The 19,417-nt window shown below is 67.1% G+C and carries 17 protein-coding genes; 7 read left to right on the forward strand and 10 right to left on the reverse strand.

Annotation, left to right across the window (positions count from 1 at the left end; translation table 11 throughout):
• Positions 1-98: 98 nt before the first annotated feature.
• Positions 99-2,603, forward strand: coding sequence for an ATP-binding protein (locus VGL85_RS11530; RefSeq protein ID WP_331589085.1), 2,505 nt, complete (start codon positions 99-101; stop codon positions 2,601-2,603).
• Between the two features lie 161 nt (positions 2,604-2,764).
• Here the strand turns inward: VGL85_RS11530 and VGL85_RS11535 are convergent, their stop codons facing one another.
• The 5 genes from VGL85_RS11535 to VGL85_RS11555 all read right to left on the reverse strand — a co-directional run bounded on the left by VGL85_RS11535 (position 2,765) and on the right by VGL85_RS11555 (position 8,930).
• Entirely contained in the window at positions 2,765-3,430 is a 666-nt protein-coding gene (locus tag VGL85_RS11535) for a hypothetical protein (protein ID WP_331589086.1), read from the reverse strand.
• Entirely contained in the window at positions 3,414-6,497 is a 3,084-nt protein-coding gene (locus VGL85_RS11540) for an HsdM family class I SAM-dependent methyltransferase (protein ID WP_331589087.1), read from the reverse strand. The genes VGL85_RS11535 and VGL85_RS11540 overlap by 17 nt, the downstream gene beginning before the upstream one ends.
• Positions 6,494-7,024, reverse strand: a complete 531-nt coding sequence (locus VGL85_RS11545) for a hypothetical protein (protein ID WP_331589088.1) — start codon at positions 7,022-7,024, stop codon at positions 6,494-6,496. The genes VGL85_RS11540 and VGL85_RS11545 overlap by 4 nt, the downstream gene beginning before the upstream one ends.
• 360 nt (positions 7,025-7,384) lie before the next feature.
• Positions 7,385-8,527: a thiolase C-terminal domain-containing protein gene (locus VGL85_RS11550; protein ID WP_331589089.1), complete on the reverse strand. Its 1,143-nt coding sequence runs from the start codon at positions 8,525-8,527 to the stop codon at positions 7,385-7,387.
• Positions 8,528-8,531: 4 nt separating this feature from the next.
• A complete protein-coding gene (locus VGL85_RS11555; RefSeq protein WP_331589090.1) occupies positions 8,532-8,930 on the reverse strand; it encodes a Zn-ribbon domain-containing OB-fold protein in 399 nt (132 codons plus the stop codon).
• A 208-nt stretch (positions 8,931-9,138) separates the two neighbouring features.
• On the opposite strand from VGL85_RS11555, the gene VGL85_RS11560 reads away from it, so the two are divergent.
• Complete coding sequence (locus tag VGL85_RS11560) at positions 9,139-9,681, forward strand: MarR family winged helix-turn-helix transcriptional regulator (RefSeq protein ID WP_331589091.1); 543 nt, start codon at positions 9,139-9,141, stop codon at positions 9,679-9,681.
• Positions 9,674-11,107 (forward strand): S41 family peptidase, encoded by a 1,434-nt coding sequence (locus VGL85_RS11565; RefSeq protein WP_331589092.1) that lies wholly within the window; start codon positions 9,674-9,676, stop codon positions 11,105-11,107. Before VGL85_RS11560 ends, VGL85_RS11565 begins: the two co-directional genes overlap by 8 nt.
• On the opposite strand, the gene VGL85_RS11570 is transcribed toward VGL85_RS11565, so the two are convergent.
• Positions 11,104-11,808: a helix-turn-helix domain-containing protein gene (locus VGL85_RS11570; protein ID WP_331589093.1), complete on the reverse strand. Its 705-nt coding sequence runs from the start codon at positions 11,806-11,808 to the stop codon at positions 11,104-11,106. The two genes, VGL85_RS11565 and VGL85_RS11570, sit on opposite strands and share 4 nt — an antisense overlap.
• 144 nt (positions 11,809-11,952) lie before the next feature.
• On the opposite strand from VGL85_RS11570, the gene VGL85_RS11575 reads away from it, so the two are divergent.
• A complete protein-coding gene (locus VGL85_RS11575; protein WP_331589094.1) occupies positions 11,953-12,267 on the forward strand; it encodes an NIPSNAP family protein in 315 nt (104 codons plus the stop codon).
• Positions 12,268-12,277: 10 nt separating this feature from the next.
• Entirely contained in the window at positions 12,278-12,622 is a 345-nt protein-coding gene (locus VGL85_RS11580; protein ID WP_331589095.1) for an antibiotic biosynthesis monooxygenase, read from the forward strand.
• Positions 12,623-12,760: 138 nt separating this feature from the next.
• Here the strand turns inward: VGL85_RS11580 and VGL85_RS11585 are convergent, their stop codons facing one another.
• From VGL85_RS11585 to VGL85_RS11600, 4 genes are all read right to left on the reverse strand, one after another.
• On the reverse strand, positions 12,761-14,320 hold the full coding sequence (locus VGL85_RS11585; RefSeq protein WP_331589096.1) for a DHA2 family efflux MFS transporter permease subunit: 1,560 nt from the start codon (positions 14,318-14,320) through the stop codon (positions 12,761-12,763).
• Between the two features lie 9 nt (positions 14,321-14,329).
• Positions 14,330-14,776: a hypothetical protein gene (locus VGL85_RS11590; RefSeq protein ID WP_331589097.1), complete on the reverse strand. Its 447-nt coding sequence runs from the start codon at positions 14,774-14,776 to the stop codon at positions 14,330-14,332.
• Positions 14,773-15,816: a phosphotransferase family protein gene (locus VGL85_RS11595; RefSeq protein WP_331589098.1), complete on the reverse strand. Its 1,044-nt coding sequence runs from the start codon at positions 15,814-15,816 to the stop codon at positions 14,773-14,775. Before VGL85_RS11595 ends, VGL85_RS11590 begins: the two co-directional genes overlap by 4 nt.
• 163 nt (positions 15,817-15,979) lie before the next feature.
• A complete protein-coding gene (locus tag VGL85_RS11600) occupies positions 15,980-17,281 on the reverse strand; it encodes a cytochrome P450 (RefSeq protein ID WP_331589099.1) in 1,302 nt (433 codons plus the stop codon).
• Positions 17,282-17,401: 120 nt separating this feature from the next.
• Between VGL85_RS11600 and VGL85_RS11605 the strand changes: the two genes are divergently transcribed.
• The gene (locus VGL85_RS11605; protein WP_331589100.1) at positions 17,402-18,496 is read left to right on the forward strand and encodes a hypothetical protein; all 1,095 of its coding nucleotides are present in this window, start codon (positions 17,402-17,404) and stop codon (positions 18,494-18,496) included.
• Between the two features lie 558 nt (positions 18,497-19,054).
• Positions 19,055-19,417 (forward strand): hypothetical protein (locus VGL85_RS11610; RefSeq protein WP_331589101.1); only part of this gene is annotated, 363 nt, incomplete at its 3' end.

The raw sequence follows: 19,417 nt of genomic DNA on the forward strand, positions 1-19,417 counted from the left end.
TTAAGGCGACACGCCGCGTGCCACAAACTTGACGCCGTAAACCTGCGCTCAACCTCCACCCTTTAGTCTCCGTGGGTTAGCGGAGAACCTCCAGGTCCATGAAGTCCCTCTCGCGTCGGTTCCTGATCAGCGTCGGCATGATGTCGCTGATCATGACGGTGCTCGGCACTGTCGGCGCATTCGTTGTGTTCGAGCGTGAGCTGTCGAACCGCCAGATCGGCTACCTCACGGACTACGTCCGGGAGCGCAGCTCCAATGTGGACCGCGAGTTCACCAACCTCTCCACCCTGCACAAGGCCGCGGGCGAAGAGCTGCAGCAGCGCATGGCCAAGCTCAGCGACGCCGATGTGAAGCGCCTGGCGGACGACTATTTCCCGGCCAAGGGCGACGGCACGCGCCGCAGCCGCGACCGCTACTTCGACGGCGTCGTGCGCGACGGCGACTACATCTACGGCATGGGCGCCTTCCTCAGCCGCGAGCGGGAAGCCACGCCGGACCAGATGCGCGCCCTGGTCGCCTCCTTCGACCTGGTCGCCGCCTTCGGCCCGGCCGCCCGGCGCGAATACGACAACTTCTACTTCTTCACCGCCGACCCGACCCGGCTGGTGATGTACGGCCCCGACCGGCCCGACCACCTGACCTTCTACCGGCACGACGCGCCGGCCGACATGTCGGTGGCCCAGGAGGAGATGGCCCGGCTCACCGCCCCGCAGTTCGACCCCGAGCGGGCGACCCGCTGCACCAACCTGCAGCGGCTGGTGCAGGACGCGGTGGGCAAGCGGCTCTCCACCGCCTGTCTGACGCCGGTCTATGTGAAGGGCCGCTACGTCGGCGCCTTCGGCTCGTCCATGGAGCTGACCCACTTCTTCCTGAGCGCGCTGAAGGACACGCCGTCGGGCGCCTCGCCGCTGATCGCCACCCAGAAGGGCGAGCTGATCGCCTACCCCGGCTTCACCGACCAGGGCCACGCGCCGGAGAAGACCCTGGCGACCTACGAGAAGAAGTTCGCCCTCACCGACCTCGTCGCCCGCGCCGCGGCGACCGGCCGCGACCACGGGGTGATCGAAAGCAAGGACGGCAGCCAGATCGTCGCCTTCGGCCGGCTTTCCGGCCCCAACTGGTATCTGCTGCTGACCTATCCCAAGGCCAATGTGATGGCCTCGGCCCTGGGCTCGGCGTCCTGGGTGCTGCTGATCGGCGGGGTCGCCTCGCTGATCCAGGCCCTGGCGGTGGTGCTGCTCGCCCGCTCCAGCATCGTGCGCCCGGTGGAGCGCCTGGCCGCCTCCTGCGCGGCCGGCGCCGGCGAGCGCCAGGACGTCGCCGACGTGGAAGCCCGCAAGGACGAGATCGGCGTGCTGGCCACCTCGCTGCGCACCGAGCGCGAGAAGGTGGAGGCCGTGCTGGCCTCGCTCGAGGACCGCGTGCGCGAGCGCACCGCCCAGCTCGAGCGCGCCAATACCGAGAAATCCCGCTTCCTGGCCAACATGAGCCACGAGCTGCGCACCCCGCTGAACGGGGTGATCGCCGTCTCCGAGACCCTGGCGGGCCTGCAGACCACCGACAAGGGCCGCGAGCTCTCAGAGCTCATCGCCTCGTCCGGCCGCCTGCTCGAACGCGTGCTGACCGATATCCTCGACTTCTCGAAGATCGAGGCCGGCGAGGTGACCTTCGCCCGCGACGAGTTCGCCATGGACAAGCTGGTCAGCCACATCGCCGAGCTGCACCGCGCCTCGGCCGAAGCCAAGCACCTCGCCTTCCGCTGGTCGGTGGCGCCGGAGGCCCAGGGCCATTACGCGGGCGATACGGTGCGCATCACCCAGGTGCTGTCGAACCTGCTGTCCAACGCCGTGAAGTTCACGGAAAAGGGCGAGGTGGCCCTGGAGGTGATCGCCTTCGGCGACGAGGTCCGCTTCCAGGTCTCCGACACCGGCATCGGCTTCGACGAGGAGACTGGCCGCCGGCTGTTCCGCCGCTTCGAACAGGCCGACGCCTCGATCCGCCGCCGCTTCGGCGGCACGGGCCTCGGCCTGGCGATCAGCCGCTCGCTGATCGAGCTGATGGGCGGCCGCATCGTGGTGAAATCCACCCCCGGCCACGGCTCGACCTTCTCGGTCTATGCGCCCCTGGAGCGCATCGACAGCGAAGCCTTCGCCGCCGAGGCCGAGACCACCCAGGACCTGGATATCGCCGGCGCCCGCGTGCTGGTCGCCGAGGACCACCCCACCAACCAGAAGGTGGTCGAGCTGATCCTGGAATCGGTCGGCGTCAGCCCGGTGATCGTCGAGAACGGCCGCCTGGCGCTAGACCTCTTGAAGACCGAGCGCTTCGACGTGGTGCTGATGGACATGCAGATGCCGGAGCTCGACGGCCTGTCGGCCACCGCCCAGCTGCGCGAATGGGAGCGTGAGACCAAGACGCCGCGCACGCCGGTGATCATGCTGACCGCCAACGCGCTCGACGAGCATGTCCGCTCCAGCCAGGACGCCGGCGCCGACCTGCACCTGTCCAAGCCGATCCACGCCCAGGCGCTGATCGAAAGCATCCTGAACGCCATGAGCGCCGGCGGCGCGGCCCAGCCGGACGCGATCAGCGACGTCGCCTAGGAGCGCTCCGCCTGAGTGAACGGCCGAAAGGTCGGAGATTGGGGTGGAAGCGGACGCTTGCATCGAACCGCAACAAACGACGGCTCTGCGAGAGATGCGGACTTTGAGGTCCGGGCGACTTCCGGACATCCGTCGGCCGCCGAGCATCGCTATCGGCCCTGCTAACTGGCCGCAGGGGCAGCCGGGGTCATATCCACCATGATATGCGTCAGGCGTATCGTCGTATCGTCGGGTCGCGTCAGCGACCCCTCATGAATTGACAGGGCGTCGTCGTGTGCCGGCGCGGCGACCAGTGCGGAGCCTTTCCCATAGTCCTGTTGGATTCGTGCATCGATGGCCGTCATGATCGCCTCGGAGGGCAGAGCAAGGGTGTAGCCGAGCATGAAACCCCATCCGTGACCAACCGCATACTGACCGTTCGTGAAGCGGATTACGCCTTCGGTGACGTAGCGGGTGTTCAGTTGGCTATACGCACTGCCAGCGCCGACCCTCTTGCACTCCACCCCAACATAGTCGTCCTCATCGCCGAACTGCCGCGCGAACTTCAGCGTGATATCGATCCTTCCCAAGAGTTCGGGGCCGGTGGTCGCCATGTCGTCGATCTCGACCTCACCGGCGACTTCGAGATTGGTTAGACCAAGTTCGCGCTTCACGCGCTTCATGGCCTTGCGGACAATGATCGTCATGGGCACCTCGAAAAGGCCCGGTGTCATCTCGGGGCGCGCGGCGCTCGCACCCCGGCAGATCAGATCGATCACTGTGTCGATCTCGTCCGCTCCTAGGTCGAAGGACGGGTGGCCCGCCGGCAGATCAGGCGTGAGCTGCATGAGACGACTTGAGCCAGTGATCTGCGAGGATCACATCGGCATCGTTCAGCCCGGCTGACCGCGTCCAGTAGCGCACCTCCGACGGTTTCACCATGAAGAGGCTGTCGCCAAGATAGAGCCTAAGGTTACGTCGCTCATTGAGATAGGGGGGTATGTCCGACTTCATCCACCCCTTGAGTTGCTCTGCCAACGCAACCAGTTCAGCATCTTCACCGAGCACAATCGCCGGCTCGCGCGGCGGCGCACCGGCGTCCATTCGGAACCGCACCGCGGTCAGCCCGCCCCCGCCTTCTGCCCAGTTAGCGCCAACGAGCGGTGCCGAATAGACGGCTGCCTGGAGGTGACGGGCCCCCTTGGTCCGTAGGTATCCATCGACCACGCTCGCGACCGTCATCGCGTAGGCTTGTAGCGGCTCGCGGCTCGGCGGACGCACGAACAACCGACGGCGCTTGCGGCCCTCGAAGATCAGCATGCGCGCTCGCTCTATGCTTTCTCGCGCGAGTACGAGTTCGTGCCGATCGAACTCGTAAAGGTCCGCAACAGCTGAATCGAGTAGCTCCAACCTGTCGGCCACCGGATCGCGCGCCGCGTACGCCTCCGCCTCGACAATTTTAGCCAGAAGGGCTGGATCGGCATTTCGGAGGTCTGGGACGCGCAACGACAGAAGGTCTTTAGGCTCGACGGTCGATCGTTCGAGGCCCCAGGCCCCGCCGCCATAGGCCAATTGGAATGTCGTCACACAGGAATTGAGGATTCCCGAAAGGATCGGCGCGAACTCGGGTCCGTACTCCGCGAAGGAGATTCCGTAGAAACTCTCCGTATACAGCACGTCGTGATCCACCCGTGCTGCACTGTAACGGCCTTCCTCCGCACCTGATTGGAAGCTCGCCTTTGGGCAGAGCAACAAGGGTCCACAGTAGATCGACTCATTGCGGACCCGGTGCAGCGTCGGCTCGGAGAAGAAGGGAAGCGTCTCCGAGTCGACGTGAAACGGCGTGTAGTCGCTCGGGCTAAGCACCTTCAGCCTATAGAAGTGATCAGGCGGCATGTTGGGACTGCCTTCGACCTGATAGCCTTGACCCCGCCTTTCCGGCGCGACGTCTAGGGCGTTCAATACGTCCTGGAGCCTCGGAAATTCGCGCTCGAGCCTCTCAACCAGCCAGCTGTCTCGCGCGGTTCCGAAGGTGGCCGCCTTCAGCATCGCCGGAGTGCGCAATATACGTCTTAGAGGAATGGTGCGCAGTTCGCTCGGCCCAACCTGAAACAGGCCATTGCGGACGAAATCCGGCGTCCATGGCATCGATCCCACGAGCAACTGGTCCGCGGAGGGCATTAGGGCGCAACGCGCGAAAATCAGCAGCGCAGGCCCGGTCGCGTCGGGGAACAAATGCTCCTTCCGTAGGGCGGAAAGATTGACCAAGGCTGCGGGCTTCACGCGAGTGAGGAGGGCGGAGCGCGCTTCGATGGCATGCTCATCTCTTGAGAAGAATGGCGACGCCTTCATCACCATTCCAAGCCGGCCATTGTCCCCTGCTAACGTGGCAGCCACGTCCAGGAACGCCCAGTCCGGACTCCGCCGGGGACGAGGCACTACAGCGCCTTTTGTCTTGCGGGGTTTTGCCCTCTGCCTCTTGTCAAACGTCCAAGGCGGATTTCCGACGACCGCGTCGAACGGTCGGTCGGTCACTTCGGCGGGAAGTTCGCCGCCGACGGTGTCGGCTTCAAACAAGGTCGTGCCGACGAGACGATGGAACTTGAGGTCTGCGACGTCGAGCACGGGTTCGTCGTCGAACTCCAGCGCCGCAAGATAGAGGCTGAACGCCGCGATCCCGAGGGCCGACGCGTTGATGTCGATGCCGAACAGCTGACGATAAAGGATGTTGCGCACGACCGCGCGCGACGCGGTGCCGTCGCCGCATTGCTTCCACACGAGCCGGCGAAACGCCTCGACGAGGAAAGCGCCTGACCCGCAGGTGGGATCGATAACGCGCGCGTCGCCGGCCAGATCTTCGAACACGGGATCGAGTGTGAGATGAACGAGCTCTACCGGCGTGTAGTGCAGTCCCTGGAGACGCGCTGTGGCTTCGGCGCTCGACCGCGCGAATTGCTGATAGATTGAGCTGATTAGGTCGACGGGGATGGCGTCGAAGCGAAAGCGAAACAGCCGTCCTTGGCCATGATTCTCGGGAACTAGGCTGCGGCCCTCGATGAAGTCGCCAATGAGGGCAAGATGCTGGGGTCCGAGGCGTGTGCGCTCGGCCCCGGGATCATCCATGGGGAATAGATCGCCGTTGAACGTCCTACGCAGCCAATCGAACAAGGCGAAAGCGCTGTCCGGCGTCGCAAACAGCGCGCTCAGATCAGGCTGCAACTCGGCAGAGAGGAATTGCTGCGCGAGCCCCCGATCGAGCAGATACCAGGTAAAGATGCATCGGCCGATCAGCCGCTGGGAAAAGTCACGCGCGGCCGCGCTCTCACCTGGTCCGTCCAGCATGGCCTCGCGTTTCAACGGTGGCAGCGCCGTTAGGCGCTGCTCAAGCGCATTGATTTCTTCGAGAAGCTCGCGGTCGACGCGATACTGGCGATCGATCCGTTGCCCGATCGCGCTGGTCCAGAAGGCGCCCGTCTCGGTGGCCAACCGTCCGCACATGGCGTCCAGTGCTTGGAGCCTATCGTCGGCGTTGAGATCGAAACGGTCGAGCGGTCGCACCGCGCTGCCCGCATCGCCCCCCTGGGACGGAGAAGCATAGCAATTGTAGAGCTGCACCTCGGTTGGGGTGATGATCCAAAGCACTGGCGCCACACCGATATTCCAGGCCATTTGGTGCCAGTGGCGGATGTCCGACTCGCTCGGAACCGTATCGCCAGCATCCTTAAAGATGGCGGTCGGCGTGCTCTGCGCAGTGAACACGGCGTCGGCCTGGAGCCCGACGCGCATGTTGCGTATCACTGACCGGAGCCGCCCCGCTCCCAACCCATCTGTCGTTAGCAAGCCGGGGGCAGGCTGCCCCTCAGGCCCGATATAGCCCGTCGCCTTGAGCGCGCGAAGAAATGCGGCCGAACTCATGCGCGCCTTCGTTTCTCGATGCGATCCGCACCGCGATCTGATCGACCGTCGATGCCGACGCGATCATCGACGATTAGTCGCGCTGGGAACAGTTCAAGCTGTGCGGACGACAGCGGCCTGGGCATCGCGAACTGCCCGGCCAACACTTCAAGATGTGGGTTCAGTTGAATGACTATCGCATCGACATCTACCGGCTGAGCATCCCCGATCCCCAGAATTTCCCAATGCTCGGTATCGTAAATGGCCAGGCTAGCGCCCCACAGCTTCAGAAACGAGATACCGACAAGAGCCTCATGCATATGTTGGAAAAGGCCACGATGGGCGTGCAGTTCTAGGTGAAAGCGAGCCTTGAGCAGCGATGCGATCCGAAGCATCAGGATCGTCTGCCAGCTATATTGTGCGGGCGAACCGCGACCTCGCTTCTGAATATCAGCGGGAATCAGGGCGCGCCGGCTCGACCATTCACGAAGCTGTTCGGTGGACAGTCCAGTCAAGCTCGCGGCGATTCTGGTCGTGACAAGCAGCACGGCGAGCCTCCGGAGTCGGGCATGCTGTCCGACCAAAGAACGGGTATCATACCCGACTCTGGGCGAGAAGCGCTGATCCCAATCACCTCAAGCCCGCGAAGCCCCAGGCGTGTTCGATGAGCGGACGTTGCCAGCTTCCGCCTCGAGTCAGGAGCGGACCTTCGGCGGTCAGCCGCTTGAATGGCCGCAACGGGTCGTTAGCGGGCATTCTTGTGAAGCGTCCCACCACGACGCGTTCTGATCCCTTCTCCCCTTGCGGGAGAGGGTGTCGTCCGAAGGGCGACGGATGAGGGGTCGTGCAATCCTCATCCGTCTCCTGCGCAGGATGGTCTTCTCCCACAGGGGGAGAAGGACACCCGGCTACGGCGCCTCGTTCGAGAACACGATCGTCCCGGACGCGGCGAACATGCCGCCGACGCCGTGGGCGATGCTGACCTTGGCGCCGGGCACCTGGGCGGGCGCGATGCCGCGCAGCTGCCGCACGCTCTCCTGCAGGGCGTACATGCCGTACATGCCGGAGTGCATGTAGGAGAGGCCGCCGCCGTTGGTGTTCAGCGGCAGCTTGCCTCCGATCGCGGTATTGCGGTCGCGGACGAAGCCCGCCGCCTCGCCTTCCTTGCAGAAGCCCAGGTCCTCCAGGCCGTAGAGCGGCAGGTGGGCGAAGGCGTCGTAGATCATCAGGTGGTCGACGTCGGCGTGGGTGATGCCGGCCTCATCAAACGCCTTCTTGCCGCTGATGCGGAACGCCGTCGACTGGGTGAAGTCGTACATCTGGCTGACCATCGGGGTCTCGACGCTCTCGCCCGTGCCCAGGATGTAGACCGGTTTGCGCGGGAAATCCTTGGCCCGGTCCGCCGAGGTCAGGATCAGCGCGCCGCCGCCGTCGGTCACCAGGCAGCACATCAGCTTGGTGAAGGGCCAGGCGATCATGTCGGCCTTCATCACGTCGTCGACGGTGATCGGGTCCTTGAAGCTGGCGCGCGGGTTCTTCGCCGCCCACTCGCGCTGCACCACCGCCACCTGCGCCAGGTCCTCGACGCTGTAGCCGCGGGCCTTCAGGTAGCGGAGCACCGGAATCGTGAACATGGTCGGCGGGCCGGCCGGGCCGTAGGGCATCTCGAACTGGCCCATCAGGCTGGAGGCCGAACGGCCGAAGCCGCCGGCGCCGACGCGGCTCCTCCCGCTCTCGCCGTGGGTGATCAGCACCGTGGAGCAGAGGCCCTCGTTGATCGCGGCCGCCGCATGGCGCACGTGCAGCATGAAGGAGCAGCCGCCGACCTGGGTGCCGTCGGCGTAGGTCGGCCTGATACCCATGTAGTGGGCGAGCTCGACGGGGCTGATGCCCGCCGTCGCCACGCCGTCGATATCGCTGGGCTTCAGGCCCGCGTCGGCGAGCGCGTTCAGCGCCGCGTCCGCGTGCAGGCCGATCACCGAGACGTCGGGGATCCTGCCCATCTGGGTGGTCTCGGCCGCGCCGACGACCGCGATGGATTTGCGCTTCATGGCCTCAAGCTCCCGCCGGTTGGAAGAACGGGAGCGAGATGTCGTCGCTCTGTTTCGAGAACGTGACCTTGACCGGCATGTCGAGCTGCAAGGCTTCAGGTGTCTGCGGGCAGTCGACGATGTTGGTCATCATGGTCGGCCCCTCGGAGAGCTTCACCACCGCGATGGCATAGGGCTCGGTCCCCATGTCCGGGCGCGGGCGCATGTTGATCACATAGGACCACAGCACCGCCTCGCCCGAGGCCTTGAACACCTCGACCTTGCGGCTGCCGCAGCGCGGGCAAAGCGGCCTGGGCGGGAAATAGGCGCCGCCGTCGCAGTCGGTGCAGCGCTGCAGGCGAAGCTCGCCCGCCTTGCAGCCCTCCCAGAAATTCCGGGTCTCCGGCGTGGGCTCAGGCAACATCCGTGGTGGCATGTGAAATCCGTCCCTATCGAGAAAATGGCTTGGGCCAAGGTGGTGTCTTGGGCGCGCCAAATCGGCGGCGGGGCCAGCAAAGCCGAGCAGGACGGACTTGTCACGCCGCGCTTGACCGAACCGCCGCCTGAACAATCGGTAATTTGAGATATCCAAACAGTTGTGCAAATAATTGCGTAACTGATGGAGATGCCGATTGGGCCCTTTGTCCCCAACCCTGAGCTACCTGGGCGACCTGCGCCCCGCCTTTGTCTCGAACTTCGCGCTGAGGCTGGTCGACGCCATCTGCGAGGAGACCCAGGCCCACGCCGATCGGCTGGGAATCCTGGCGCCCTCGCGCACGCACTCCGCGATCCTGTTCCTCCATCGGCAAGGGCCGGCGACCCTGAGCGAGATCGCCCGGATCGACGACCAGTCCCACCAGCTGGTGTCCGCGCGGTTCGCGCCGCTGGAGCAATTGGGCCTGATCGAGCGGTTCGACGATCCGGTGGACGGACGGCGCAAGCCCTATCGGTTGACCCCGACGGGGCGGGCCGACGCCAAGCTTATCGAGGCCGCCACCGTGCGCGAAGCCGAGGTGATGCGGCGCCTTTTCGAGGAGATGGGCCAGGACTTGGTCGCCGCCCTGGAGGAGGCGATCGAGCGCCTGCGCGTCAAGCCGTTCAGCAGACGCCTGCTGGAGGTGGGCCCAGTGGAGATCGAAGACCCTGGCCAGGCCCTGGAGACCACGCATGACTAGACGACTGTTGCGGCTTCTGGCTGGCTTGGTCGTCAGCCTCGCGGCGCTGCCTGCGGCAGCGGAGCCCGCGTCCAACGCCGCCTGCCCAGGCCCGTCAGCCCTGCAAGGCGCCTTGCCGCCGGCCCGGTTCGACGACGGCCCGGTCATTTCCCAGCCCGATCTGGTCGCCGACTTCGACGCCTGGATGGCGGGCATGCGGGCGCTGAACCCGGACCTGTCCATCCGCTCCGACATGCCCAGGCTGACCGATGCGGCCGCGCGGATCCGCAGCGAGCTTGACCGGCCGATGAGCCGCAGGGAGGCTTGGCTGCATTTCGCGAAGCTGAACCCCTACCTGCACGATGCGCATGCCGGCGTGCAGATGCCGGACTACCGTGGGGCGCTGGAGGCCTACCTCAAGGCCGGCGGCCGGGTCGTGCCGATCGAGGTGCGCTTCGCCCCGGACCGATCGCTTCGGGTGTTCACGGCCGCCTCGGGGGTCGGGGTCGAGAGGGGCGATCAGGTCGTTTCGATCAACGGCCACAGCGCCGGACAGATGGTCGCCGCCATGATGTCCCGCTCGATCGGCGACACGCGGGGCTTCCAGCGCGCCTTCCTGGAACGCCGTTTCGCCATGCTCTTCCACTATCTCTACGGCGACACCGGCCGCTACGACCTCGTCGTGCGCGCGGCCCGCAACAACTGCCTGGTGCGGATCAGGGCGCCGGGCGGAACGACCCTACCCGAAGCGCTCCAGTCGCGGCCTGACGCCCAGGAGCTTTTCGGGTGGCGCGTGCTGCCCGGCGACATCGGCTACCTGCGCGTGGACGCCTTCGATCCGGGTCAGAAAGCGGCCCTCGACCAGGTCACGCAAACCGCCTTCGCCGCCTTCAAGGCGCGAGGCGTCCGGGCCCTGATCATCGACGTCCGCGAGAACGGCGGCGGCGATGACCCGCTCTGGCAGCAGGACCTGGTGAACCACTTCACCACCAAGCCCTATGTCCAGCTCTCGCACTATGTGACCCGTGTCACCAAGGACAACGCCGGCCCGAACGATGTGGTCGGCTCGATCCAGAGTTCGGACTACGACAAGCGCTTCACGCCGCCGCCCGTCGATCCCATCCGCTTCGACGGGCCGGTCTATATCCTGGGCGGGCCCTACAGCTATTCGGCGACGATCCAGTTCCTGGTCGCGGCGCAGGACTTCGGCCTGGCCAAGATCGCCGGGGAAGAGACGGCGGCCTTTTCCTGCCAGACCGGACAGGTCAAGCGTATCGACCTCCCCAGGACAGGCCTCTCGGCAAGCTCCCCGGTCATCGCCTACACCCGCCCGTCGGGAAGGGGCTGCAGGCGCGGCGTGATTCCCGACGTTCCGATCCCCCTGAACGAGATGAGGCCGGAGGCGGCCGTCAGCGCCCTGGCGGCCAGGATCGGTCGTGGCGGCTAGGCCGTCGCCTCTGCCGGCTCGGCGACCCCGAAGATCTCGCGGAACGCCTCCAGGCCGCGGGGGCTGAAGGCGACGATGCGCGTGCCGGGCTCGCGCTGCGCCCAGCCCAGGGCGAAGAAGCGCTTCAGCAGGGCCGCGCCGAGGGCGCCCGCCAGGTGGCTGCGGCGCACGCTCCAGTCCAGGCAGCCCTTGCACAGCGGCCGGCGCAGGGCGGCGAGGGCCGCGAGGTCCAGGCCGAGCGCGGTCATGAAGGCCTCGCCGTCCTTGGTCAGCACCAGGCTCTCGCCGGAGCCCACGATCATCCCGCGATGCACCAGGTTGTCCAGCATGGCCACGCCCAGGTCGCCGGCCAGGTGGTCGTAGCAGACCCGCGCGCGGCGCAGCGCCGGCTCCTTGGGTCCGGTGCGCACCCGGGTGTGGCCGGTCCGCGCGGCGAGCCCGGACAGCGCCTCGATCACCCCGGCCACGTCCGGACCGCTCAGCGAATAGTAGACGTGGCGGCCCTGCTTGCGGCCCTCGATCAGCCCGGCGGCGGCCAGCTTGGCCAGGTGCGAGCTGGCGGTCTGGGCGGTGACGCCCGCCTCGCGCGCCAGCTCGCCGGCGGTCAGCGCCTGGCCGGCCGACATGGCGACCACCATGTTGGCCCGCGCCGGGTCGCCCAGCAGCGAGGCGACGACGGAAATGTCGGGACCTACTTTCATGAGCGCTTGGCCTTCATGCTTCGATCCTAGGCCGCGTCGGCCGATCCGCCCAGGGGGCAAGCTTCGACCGCGGTCGAAGCCTTTGCGCGGCGGTTGGGTCTAGGGAAGGGCTCTTAGGTCCGCCAAAGCCGTCAGGGAGCCCCAATGAGCCAGAACGTCGTCTGCTGCATCCGCTACGTGATCGATCCCTACAAGCGCGACGATTTCGAGACCTACGCGCGGCGCTGGCTGACCATCATCCCGCAGATGGGCGGCGAGCTGCTGGGCTATTTCATGCCGCACGAGGGGACCAACAACATCGCCCTGGCGATGATCGGCTTCGACTGCCTGGCCTCCTACGAGACCTACAAGGGCCGCCTGCGCCAGGACGCCGCCTCGCTGGCCAATTTCAAGTTCGTCCAGGATACCAAATGCATCCTGGAGGAGACGCGGACCTTCCTCACCGCCGTGCGCAAGTGAGGGTGCGCCGATGATCGCCGTGATCTTCGAGGGCGAGCCCTCGCCCGACGGACGCCAGGAATATCTGGACCTGGCCGCCGAGCTGAAACCCTGGCTGGCCGAGATCGACGGCTTCATCTCCATCGAGCGGTTCGAAAGCCTGTCCACGCCGGGCAAGCTGCTGTCGCTGTCGTTCTGGCGCGACGAGGCCGCGGTCGCCGCCTGGCGCGGGATGCGGCCGCACCGGCGCGCCCAGGCCAAGGGCCGCGCCGGCGTCTTCGCCAACTACCGGATCCGGGTGGCCAGCGTGGTGCGCGACTACGGCATGACCGCGCGCAGGCAGGCGCCCGCCGACAGCCGCGCCGCCCACGGCTAGAGCCTTCCCTCCCATAGGATCGTCATCCCCGGCCTTGTGCCGGGGATCCACGAACTCAGGTGTTGCGGCGCCAGCTCCGACATCGGTGTTCATGGGTGGCCGGGACAAGCCCGGCCATGACGGTCCGAAGGAATGATCTTAGTCGATCGCCACCTCGTGGCGGACCGGCGGCTCTTCCTCATCGGCGCCGGTCTTGGCCGCTGCGGGCTGGGCCGGCGGCGGCTTCAGGATCAGCAGCGCCGGGGCCATCAGCAGCGCCAGCACCCCCAGGGCGCCGAACACCGCGTCATAGCTGATCATGGTCCCCTGGCGGGTCACCTCGCCGTTCAGGATGCTGAGGCCCGGGCCGGACAGGCTGAACATCTGCGGCAGGCTCCAGCGCAGCACCGGGTCGGTCACCGTCACATGCTCGGCCAGCCGTGCGTGGGCCAGGGTGGCGTCGCGGATCAGGATCGCCTGCACCACCGATATGCCGGCGCTGGAGCCGATGGACCGCGCCATGGTCGAGACGATGGTGCCCTCGGTACGATGGATCGGCGCGAGCTTGGCGTAGGCGAGCGTGTTGAGCGGGGCGAACAGCAGGCCGGTTCCCAGGCCCTGGATGAAGCCCGCCCATTCGATGGGGCCGGCGGTCATCGAAAGGTCGAACTGGCCCATCTGCCACATGGCGAAGGCCGACAGCATGATGCCGACGAACAGCACCCGGCGCGGGCCCAACCGCCCGACCAGGAACGGCACCGACAGGAAGGCGATCAGCGAGCCGACGCCACGGGTCATCGACGCCACGCCCGCCTGCAGGGCCGAATAGCCCAGGAGGTTCTGCATCATCGAGGGCAACAGCGCGCTGGAGGAGAACAGCAGCACCATGGTGGTCAGCGAGAAGATCGTCGTGGCGACGTAGTTGGTGTCCTTCGCCAGGTCCCGGTGGAAGAACGGGTGCTCGGCGGTCATGGTCTGGACGATGAACACGAAGGCGCCGGCCGCGCCGATGGCGCACTCGATCCAGACCTCCTTGGAATCGAACCAGTCCTCGGTGGGGCCGCGGTCGACCATCAGCTGGAAGCCGGCGATGAACAGCACCAGCGCGCTGAAGCCCAGGAAGTCGAACGGCCGCTGCCGCCCGCCGGCGTCGGCGTCCATGAAGGTCCACAGGCCCACGAAGGCCAGGATGCCGATCGGCACGTTGATGTAGAACACCCAGCGCCAGGAGAAGTCCTCGGTCAGCCAGCCGCCCAGGGTCGGGCCGACGATCGGCCCCAGGATCACCGCCGCGCTCCAGATGCTCATCACCCGCGGGATCATCTTCTGCGGATAGAGGTCCAGCATCACCGTCTGGCTGAGCGGGATCAGCGAGGCGCCGGCGATGCCCTGCAACAGGCGGAAGATGACGATCTCCGGCAGGCTGGTGGCGATGCCGCACAGCACCGAGGCGCCCGTGAACCCCGCGATGGAGGCCAGCAGCATGGTCTTGCGGCCGATCTTCATCGACAGCCAGCCTGAGAGCGGCGTCATGATCGCCGCGGCGATGATGTAGCTGGTCAGCACCCAGACGATCTGGTCCTGGGACGCCGAGACGCTGCCCTGGATGTGCGGCAGGGCGACGTTGGCGATGGTCTGGTCCAGGGTGTTCATCAGCGTCGCCAGCATCAGGGCGCCGGTGATCGGGATGCGGTTGTCGATGTCCTTCTGGGAAGCCATGGCGCGCGCTCAGACCGGCGCCATCGACAGCTTGCGCCGCTCGGTGGAGGCCACCAGCAGCGCCCAGATCGTCCGATAGACCGTGTCGGCCTCGTCGCGCACATCATCCTCCAGGGCCGCGTGCAGCCGAATGATCAGGCCGCGCGCCCGGCTATTGTAGGCGCCGAGCGCGGAGAGCCGGTAGTCGTCCTCCGCAAAGGCCGGGAAGGCCGCCAGGTCCGCGGCCAGGGCCGGGTCGGCGACGAGCCTGGCGCCCGTCTGGATGAGCGACCAGAAGCTGCGGTTCTCCTTGACCAGGATGTCGGCCGCGTCGTCCCAGACCTCGGCGGCCACCGCCAGGATCATCGCGCAAAGCGTGAGCGCGTTCGCCCGCTCGCCGGCCGGCGTGTCCGGATCGGCGTTGCGGAGCAAAAGGCCCGCGAGTTCGGACAGGACCGACGGAACCTCCGGCGTCATAGCTTGCCCATCACTTTCAGGATCGCCCGGTCCTGGGCGTTCAGCAGCCACCAGGCCGCATAGACCAGGATCGGCTCCCTGTTGCCGCCGTCGATGAAGGCGCGGGCCGACCCCACCCAGATGCCCTGGCCTTTCACGCAGTTGAACAGCATCCACCAGTGCAGGGCGATCGGATCGACCGCAAGGCCGCTGGCCCGCTCCCAGATGGCGATGGCGTCGGCCTGGCTCGCGAGCCCGCCGGCCAGGCCCCGGCCGAACTCCCAGATCGGGTTGAAGCCCCAGGCCAGGTCCTCCAGCGGGTCGCCCAGGTGGGCCATCTCCCAGTCCAGCACGCCGCGGATCTCGCCGGCCTCGTCGTAGAGGAAGTTGCCGGTGCGATAGTCGCCATGGACGACGCTGAGCTTTTGCGCCGGCGGCGGCGGGTGGGCGCGCAGCCAGCGGATGGCGGCCCGGGCGATCGGCTGCGGCTCGGCCCCCTCTTTGCCCAAGGTTTCCTTGTCGAAGACGGCTTCCCAGTGGTCGAGCTCGCGCCGCCAGCAGGCGTCCAGCGCCGGGGCGTCCATCACGCCTGTCAGGCCCAGCGCCGCCGGGTCGGCCTTGGCGATCTCGCCCAGGATCGTCCACTTCCGCTCCGCCACCTTCGGCAGCAACGCGTCGTAGCCGCCGGCGAACAGGGTCTGCGGCGCGGCCTGGAAGCCCACCAGTTCCTCGGCGATGAAGAATGGGTGGTCGAGCGCTTCGGAACCCTCCTCCAGCCACAGCATCTGCGGCGCCGGGACCGCCGAGCCATGGAAGGCGCCGTAGGCCGCGAACTCCACCCGCCGCTCGGTGTCGATCAGGCTGGCCGGCGGGTCGCGCCGCAGGATCAGCCGCCGCTCGCGGGCCTCACCGTCCTCAGTCCAGGTCAGCCGGAATCGATAGGTCTCCCGCGACGCCCCGCCGGAAATGCGCTCGACGTCCGCCACCGCCACGCCCGTGGCGTCCGGCATCTTGCCCGCGACATAGGCCGCGATCCTGGGGGCCAGGGGGTGGTCGGTCATCTGAAACACGCTCCTCCCCCGCATGCGGGGGAGGTGTCGCCGAAGGTGACGGAGGGGGCGTGCGCCGCGCCTGGGCCAGCGCCCCTTCCACCGCTTCGCGGTTCCCCTCCCCCGAAGTGTCCCCTTCGGGGGAGGAGCTGAGTCGACGGCCCAGCCAAACCGCTCAGCTCATCTTGAAGCGGATCGGCAGGCGCTTGGGGCCGTTGACGAACACCGCCTCGCTCATCGCCGGGGTCCCGTCGAGCGCCAGCTCCGACAGCCTGGGGATCAGCTCCTCCCACAGGATGCGCATCTCCATCTTCGCCAGGTGCTGGCCCAGGCACAGGTGCGCGCCATAGCCGAAGGCCAGGTGCTTGTTCGGCTTGCGGTCGACGCGGAATTCGTCGGGCGCCTCGAACACCGCCTCGTCGCGGTTGCCGGAGGCGTAGCAGAGCATCAGCCAGTCGCCCTTCTTCAGGTCGCGGCCGGCGATGGTGGTGTCGGCCGTCGCCGTGCGCATGAAGGTCTTCACCGGGGTCATCCAGCGGATGCTCTCGTCCACCAGGCCGGGGATCAGCGAGGGGTCGGCCTTCAGCTTGGCGAGCTCGCCCGGCCGCTCGGCCAGGGCCCAGAGCGCGCCGGCGGTGGACGACGAGGTGGTGTCGTGCCCGGCGGTGGCGACGATGATGTAGTAGCTCATCGCCTCCAGGTCGCTGATCGGTTGGCCGTCGATCTGGCTGGTGGCGATCAGGGTGGCGAGGTCGTCCTTGGGGTCCGCCCGCTTGGTCTCCGACAGCGCGCGGAAATAGTTCGAGAAGTCGATGATCACCCCGAAGTCGAACTCGCGCTCTTCCGGCGGCGTGCCGGCGTCGCGGGCGAGCTCGGGGTCGGCGGCGCCGAACAGCTCCTGGGTGAGCTTCAGCATCCGGGGCTCGTCTTCCTCGGGCACGCCCATGATGCTCATGATGACCCTGAGCGGATAGTGCAGGGCGACCTCCTGGACGAAGTCGCAATGGCCGACCCCGTTCGCGTCGGTCCGGGCCGCCATCTTCGCCACCGCCGCCTTGGCGATCACCCGGATCTGGTCCTCCAGCCGCTTCAGGTTCTGCGGCATGAACCAGGCCTGGGTCAGGATGCGGTACTTCGGATGGTCCGGCGCATCCATGTGGATCAGGGTGCGCAGTAGGTGCGGGCTGCCGCCCATCATGGCGCGGACCTTGGCGTCCACCTCCTGGGTGGTGAGCGTCGGCGAGCGGTCGCCGTTGTGGAACAGGTCGTTCTGGCGGCTGATCTCCAGGATGTCGGCATGCCGGGTCGCCACCCAGAACGGGTCGACGCCGTCGACCTTGGCCACCCCGAACGGCTCGTTGGCGCGCAGCCAGCGGTAGGTCTCGAAGATCTGCCCGTCGGCATAGGCGCCCGGCTGGCAAAGGCTGTCGGCCTGGGCCTGCGGGATGCGGTGGTCCGTGGCGGTCATGACGCTCATCGTCGACTCCTCCTGATCCTGGACCCGATGCAGCCGGAGCTTGTGTTCTGGCTGTCGCGCGCAGTTGATACGCCCATCCGTCGGGCCGCAAGCGTGACGGCGCGGAAGGGAGAGCGACGGATGCTGACCAAGGGTGACGACTTTCCGATCCACCAGACGCCGGAGCCCATCGCCTATGCGGGTTCGGACCGGAATTTCTACGACCGCTACTTCTTCAACGGCTATGCGCCGGACGGCAGCGCGTTCGTGGCCGTGGCCTTCGGGGTCTATCCGGCGCTGAACGTCGCCGACGCCCATGTGGCGATCATCCGCGACGGCAAGGAATACTGCCTGCATGCCTCGAAGATCCTGCGCATGGAGCGGATGGACCTGTCGGTCGGCCCGATCCGCATCGAGGTGCTGGAGCCGCTGCAGAGGCTGCGCGTGACCCTGGAAAAGGCCGAGGGCCTCGCCTGCGAGCTCACCTTCGAAGGCCGCGCCTTCCCGATCGAGGAGCCGCGCTTCATGCGCCGCAATGGCCCGCGGGTGTTCATGGACTACACGCGGCTCACCCAGAACGTGCGGGTCAGCGGCTGGACCGAGGTGGACGGCGAGCGCCGTGCGCTGGGGTCCGGCTGGACCGGCACCCGCGACCGCTCCTGGGGCATCCGCCCGGTGGGCGCGCCGGACTCCCAGTCGACGCCGAACCCAGGCCTCATCCCCAGCTTCTTCTGGCAGTGGGCGCCGCTGAATTTCGCCGACCGCTCGGTGTTCTTCCACGTCAACGCCGACCACGAGGGCAGGCCCTGGAACACCCGCGCCGTCATCCTGCCGGACGGCGCAGGCCCGGAGGAGGGCTGGCACGCCGACGCGCCGCGCATGGAGGACGTCGCCCTGAAGCCGGGCACGCGCCATGCGCTCGGCGGGACCCTGAAGATCCCCCTGGCCCAGGGCGAGGCCAGCATCTCGATCAAGCCGCTGGAGGCGCCCGGGGCCGTCTTCCTCATGCGCGGTATCGGCTACGGCGGCGAATGGCGCCACGGCGCCCTGAAGGGCGAACTTGCGGTCGGGCGCGAAGACCTCGACCTCGCCGCCGCCGACCTGGCCGCGCCGGAGAACTGGCACATCCAGGCGATCTCCGACGTCACGCTCGAGCTTCCGGGCGAGACGCCCCAGACCGGCATCGGCGTCTTCGAACAACTGATCTTCGGCCCCTACCGGCCGTATGGAATCTGACGCCCTCAACTGCCCATCCGGTGATGTCCGAAACCGACCCATTGCGGACGTTTGCTCCTCTCCCAGATGCGGCAGCATCGTGGGAGAGGCCGGGCGAGGGCGGCGCCGGCGTTTTGAGCCGCCGCATCCTTGGACCCGTTGGCGCTTTAAGGATGATTGGGTCCAAGCCAGCGGGTGATCTGACGGCCGCGCCGCCCTCTCCCGGCCTCTCCCACAGCGCTGCCGCGCTTGGGAGAGGAGATTCCGCTTTCCACCCATCGCGAACAGCCATCGAGTCCGGTCCCCGGCGCACCCGCGCGGAGCGCCCCTTCGATCTCATGGATGATGCGAGCCTTGGGGCCTCGGCTTGTCAAGGACCGGCCCCTGGCCGGCCGCCATGCGGCGCGCGTTCGGCGCGTCCTTGAGAAGCCGAGGCCCCAAGGCAGACTGGCCGGCATGAGATTTAAGGCAGAGTCTGTTTAGGCCGCTGCTCTCCCAGGCGTTGCAGCGCCGTGGAGACTCCGGTCGATGTACGAAAATCCTTGACTTTGGGCTCGATGTATGTTCCTGTTTTGTTCTATGACACCGGACACCACCAAGCGCGAGAGAGCCGAGCAGATCCTGGGCGAGCTCGCAGAGCTCGGCCTGATGCTGGCCCGTGACCTGGCGGTGCAGGCCCGTGCGGCGGAGACGCCGGAAGAGCGGGCGCTCCTCACCGAAGCCTTCCACAAGACCTCGCGCACCGTGCGCCTGACGCTGGCGCTGAGCTTCAAGCTGGATCGGGATGCTTCGCGTGACGCCCGCGAGGCGGCGAGGGAGGCTGAAGCCCAGGCGGCCGAGGCTGAGCGGCGCGAGAGCCGGATCATCAAGCCGGCGCCTGGCCGCATAACCCCTGAGGAAAACCAGAAGCGCCGGGTGCGGAACATCCTCAACCGCCTGCTC

It is taken from the genome of Phenylobacterium sp., from assembly GCF_036501465.1.
Classification (GTDB): Bacteria; Pseudomonadota; Alphaproteobacteria; order Caulobacterales; family Caulobacteraceae; genus Phenylobacterium.

What these genes read in the sequence shown, in the direction of transcription:
- VGL85_RS11595 (WP_331589098.1), bottom strand. Translation starts at nt 15,816, where the DNA reads ATGACCGACCACCCCCTGGCCCCCAGGATCGCGGCCTATGTCGCGGGC.
- VGL85_RS11605 (WP_331589100.1), top strand. Translation starts at nt 17,402, where the DNA reads ATGCTGACCAAGGGTGACGACTTTCCGATCCACCAGACGCCGGAGCCC.
- VGL85_RS11530 (WP_331589085.1), top strand. Translation starts at nt 99, where the DNA reads ATGAAGTCCCTCTCGCGTCGGTTCCTGATCAGCGTCGGCATGATGTCG.
- VGL85_RS11570 (WP_331589093.1), bottom strand. Translation starts at nt 11,808, where the DNA reads ATGAAAGTAGGTCCCGACATTTCCGTCGTCGCCTCGCTGCTGGGCGAC.
- VGL85_RS11585 (WP_331589096.1), bottom strand. Translation starts at nt 14,320, where the DNA reads ATGGCTTCCCAGAAGGACATCGACAACCGCATCCCGATCACCGGCGCC.
- VGL85_RS11580 (WP_331589095.1), top strand. Translation starts at nt 12,278, where the DNA reads ATGATCGCCGTGATCTTCGAGGGCGAGCCCTCGCCCGACGGACGCCAG.
- VGL85_RS11555 (WP_331589090.1), bottom strand. Translation starts at nt 8,930, where the DNA reads ATGTTGCCTGAGCCCACGCCGGAGACCCGGAATTTCTGGGAGGGCTGC.
- VGL85_RS11550 (WP_331589089.1), bottom strand. Translation starts at nt 8,527, where the DNA reads ATGAAGCGCAAATCCATCGCGGTCGTCGGCGCGGCCGAGACCACCCAG.
- VGL85_RS11590 (WP_331589097.1), bottom strand. Translation starts at nt 14,776, where the DNA reads ATGACGCCGGAGGTTCCGTCGGTCCTGTCCGAACTCGCGGGCCTTTTG.
- VGL85_RS11565 (WP_331589092.1), top strand. Translation starts at nt 9,674, where the DNA reads ATGACTAGACGACTGTTGCGGCTTCTGGCTGGCTTGGTCGTCAGCCTC.
- VGL85_RS11600 (WP_331589099.1), bottom strand. Translation starts at nt 17,281, where the DNA reads ATGAGCGTCATGACCGCCACGGACCACCGCATCCCGCAGGCCCAGGCC.
- VGL85_RS11575 (WP_331589094.1), top strand. Translation starts at nt 11,953, where the DNA reads ATGAGCCAGAACGTCGTCTGCTGCATCCGCTACGTGATCGATCCCTAC.
- VGL85_RS11540 (WP_331589087.1), bottom strand. Translation starts at nt 6,497, where the DNA reads ATGAGTTCGGCCGCATTTCTTCGCGCGCTCAAGGCGACGGGCTATATC.
- VGL85_RS11535 (WP_331589086.1), bottom strand. Translation starts at nt 3,430, where the DNA reads ATGCAGCTCACGCCTGATCTGCCGGCGGGCCACCCGTCCTTCGACCTA.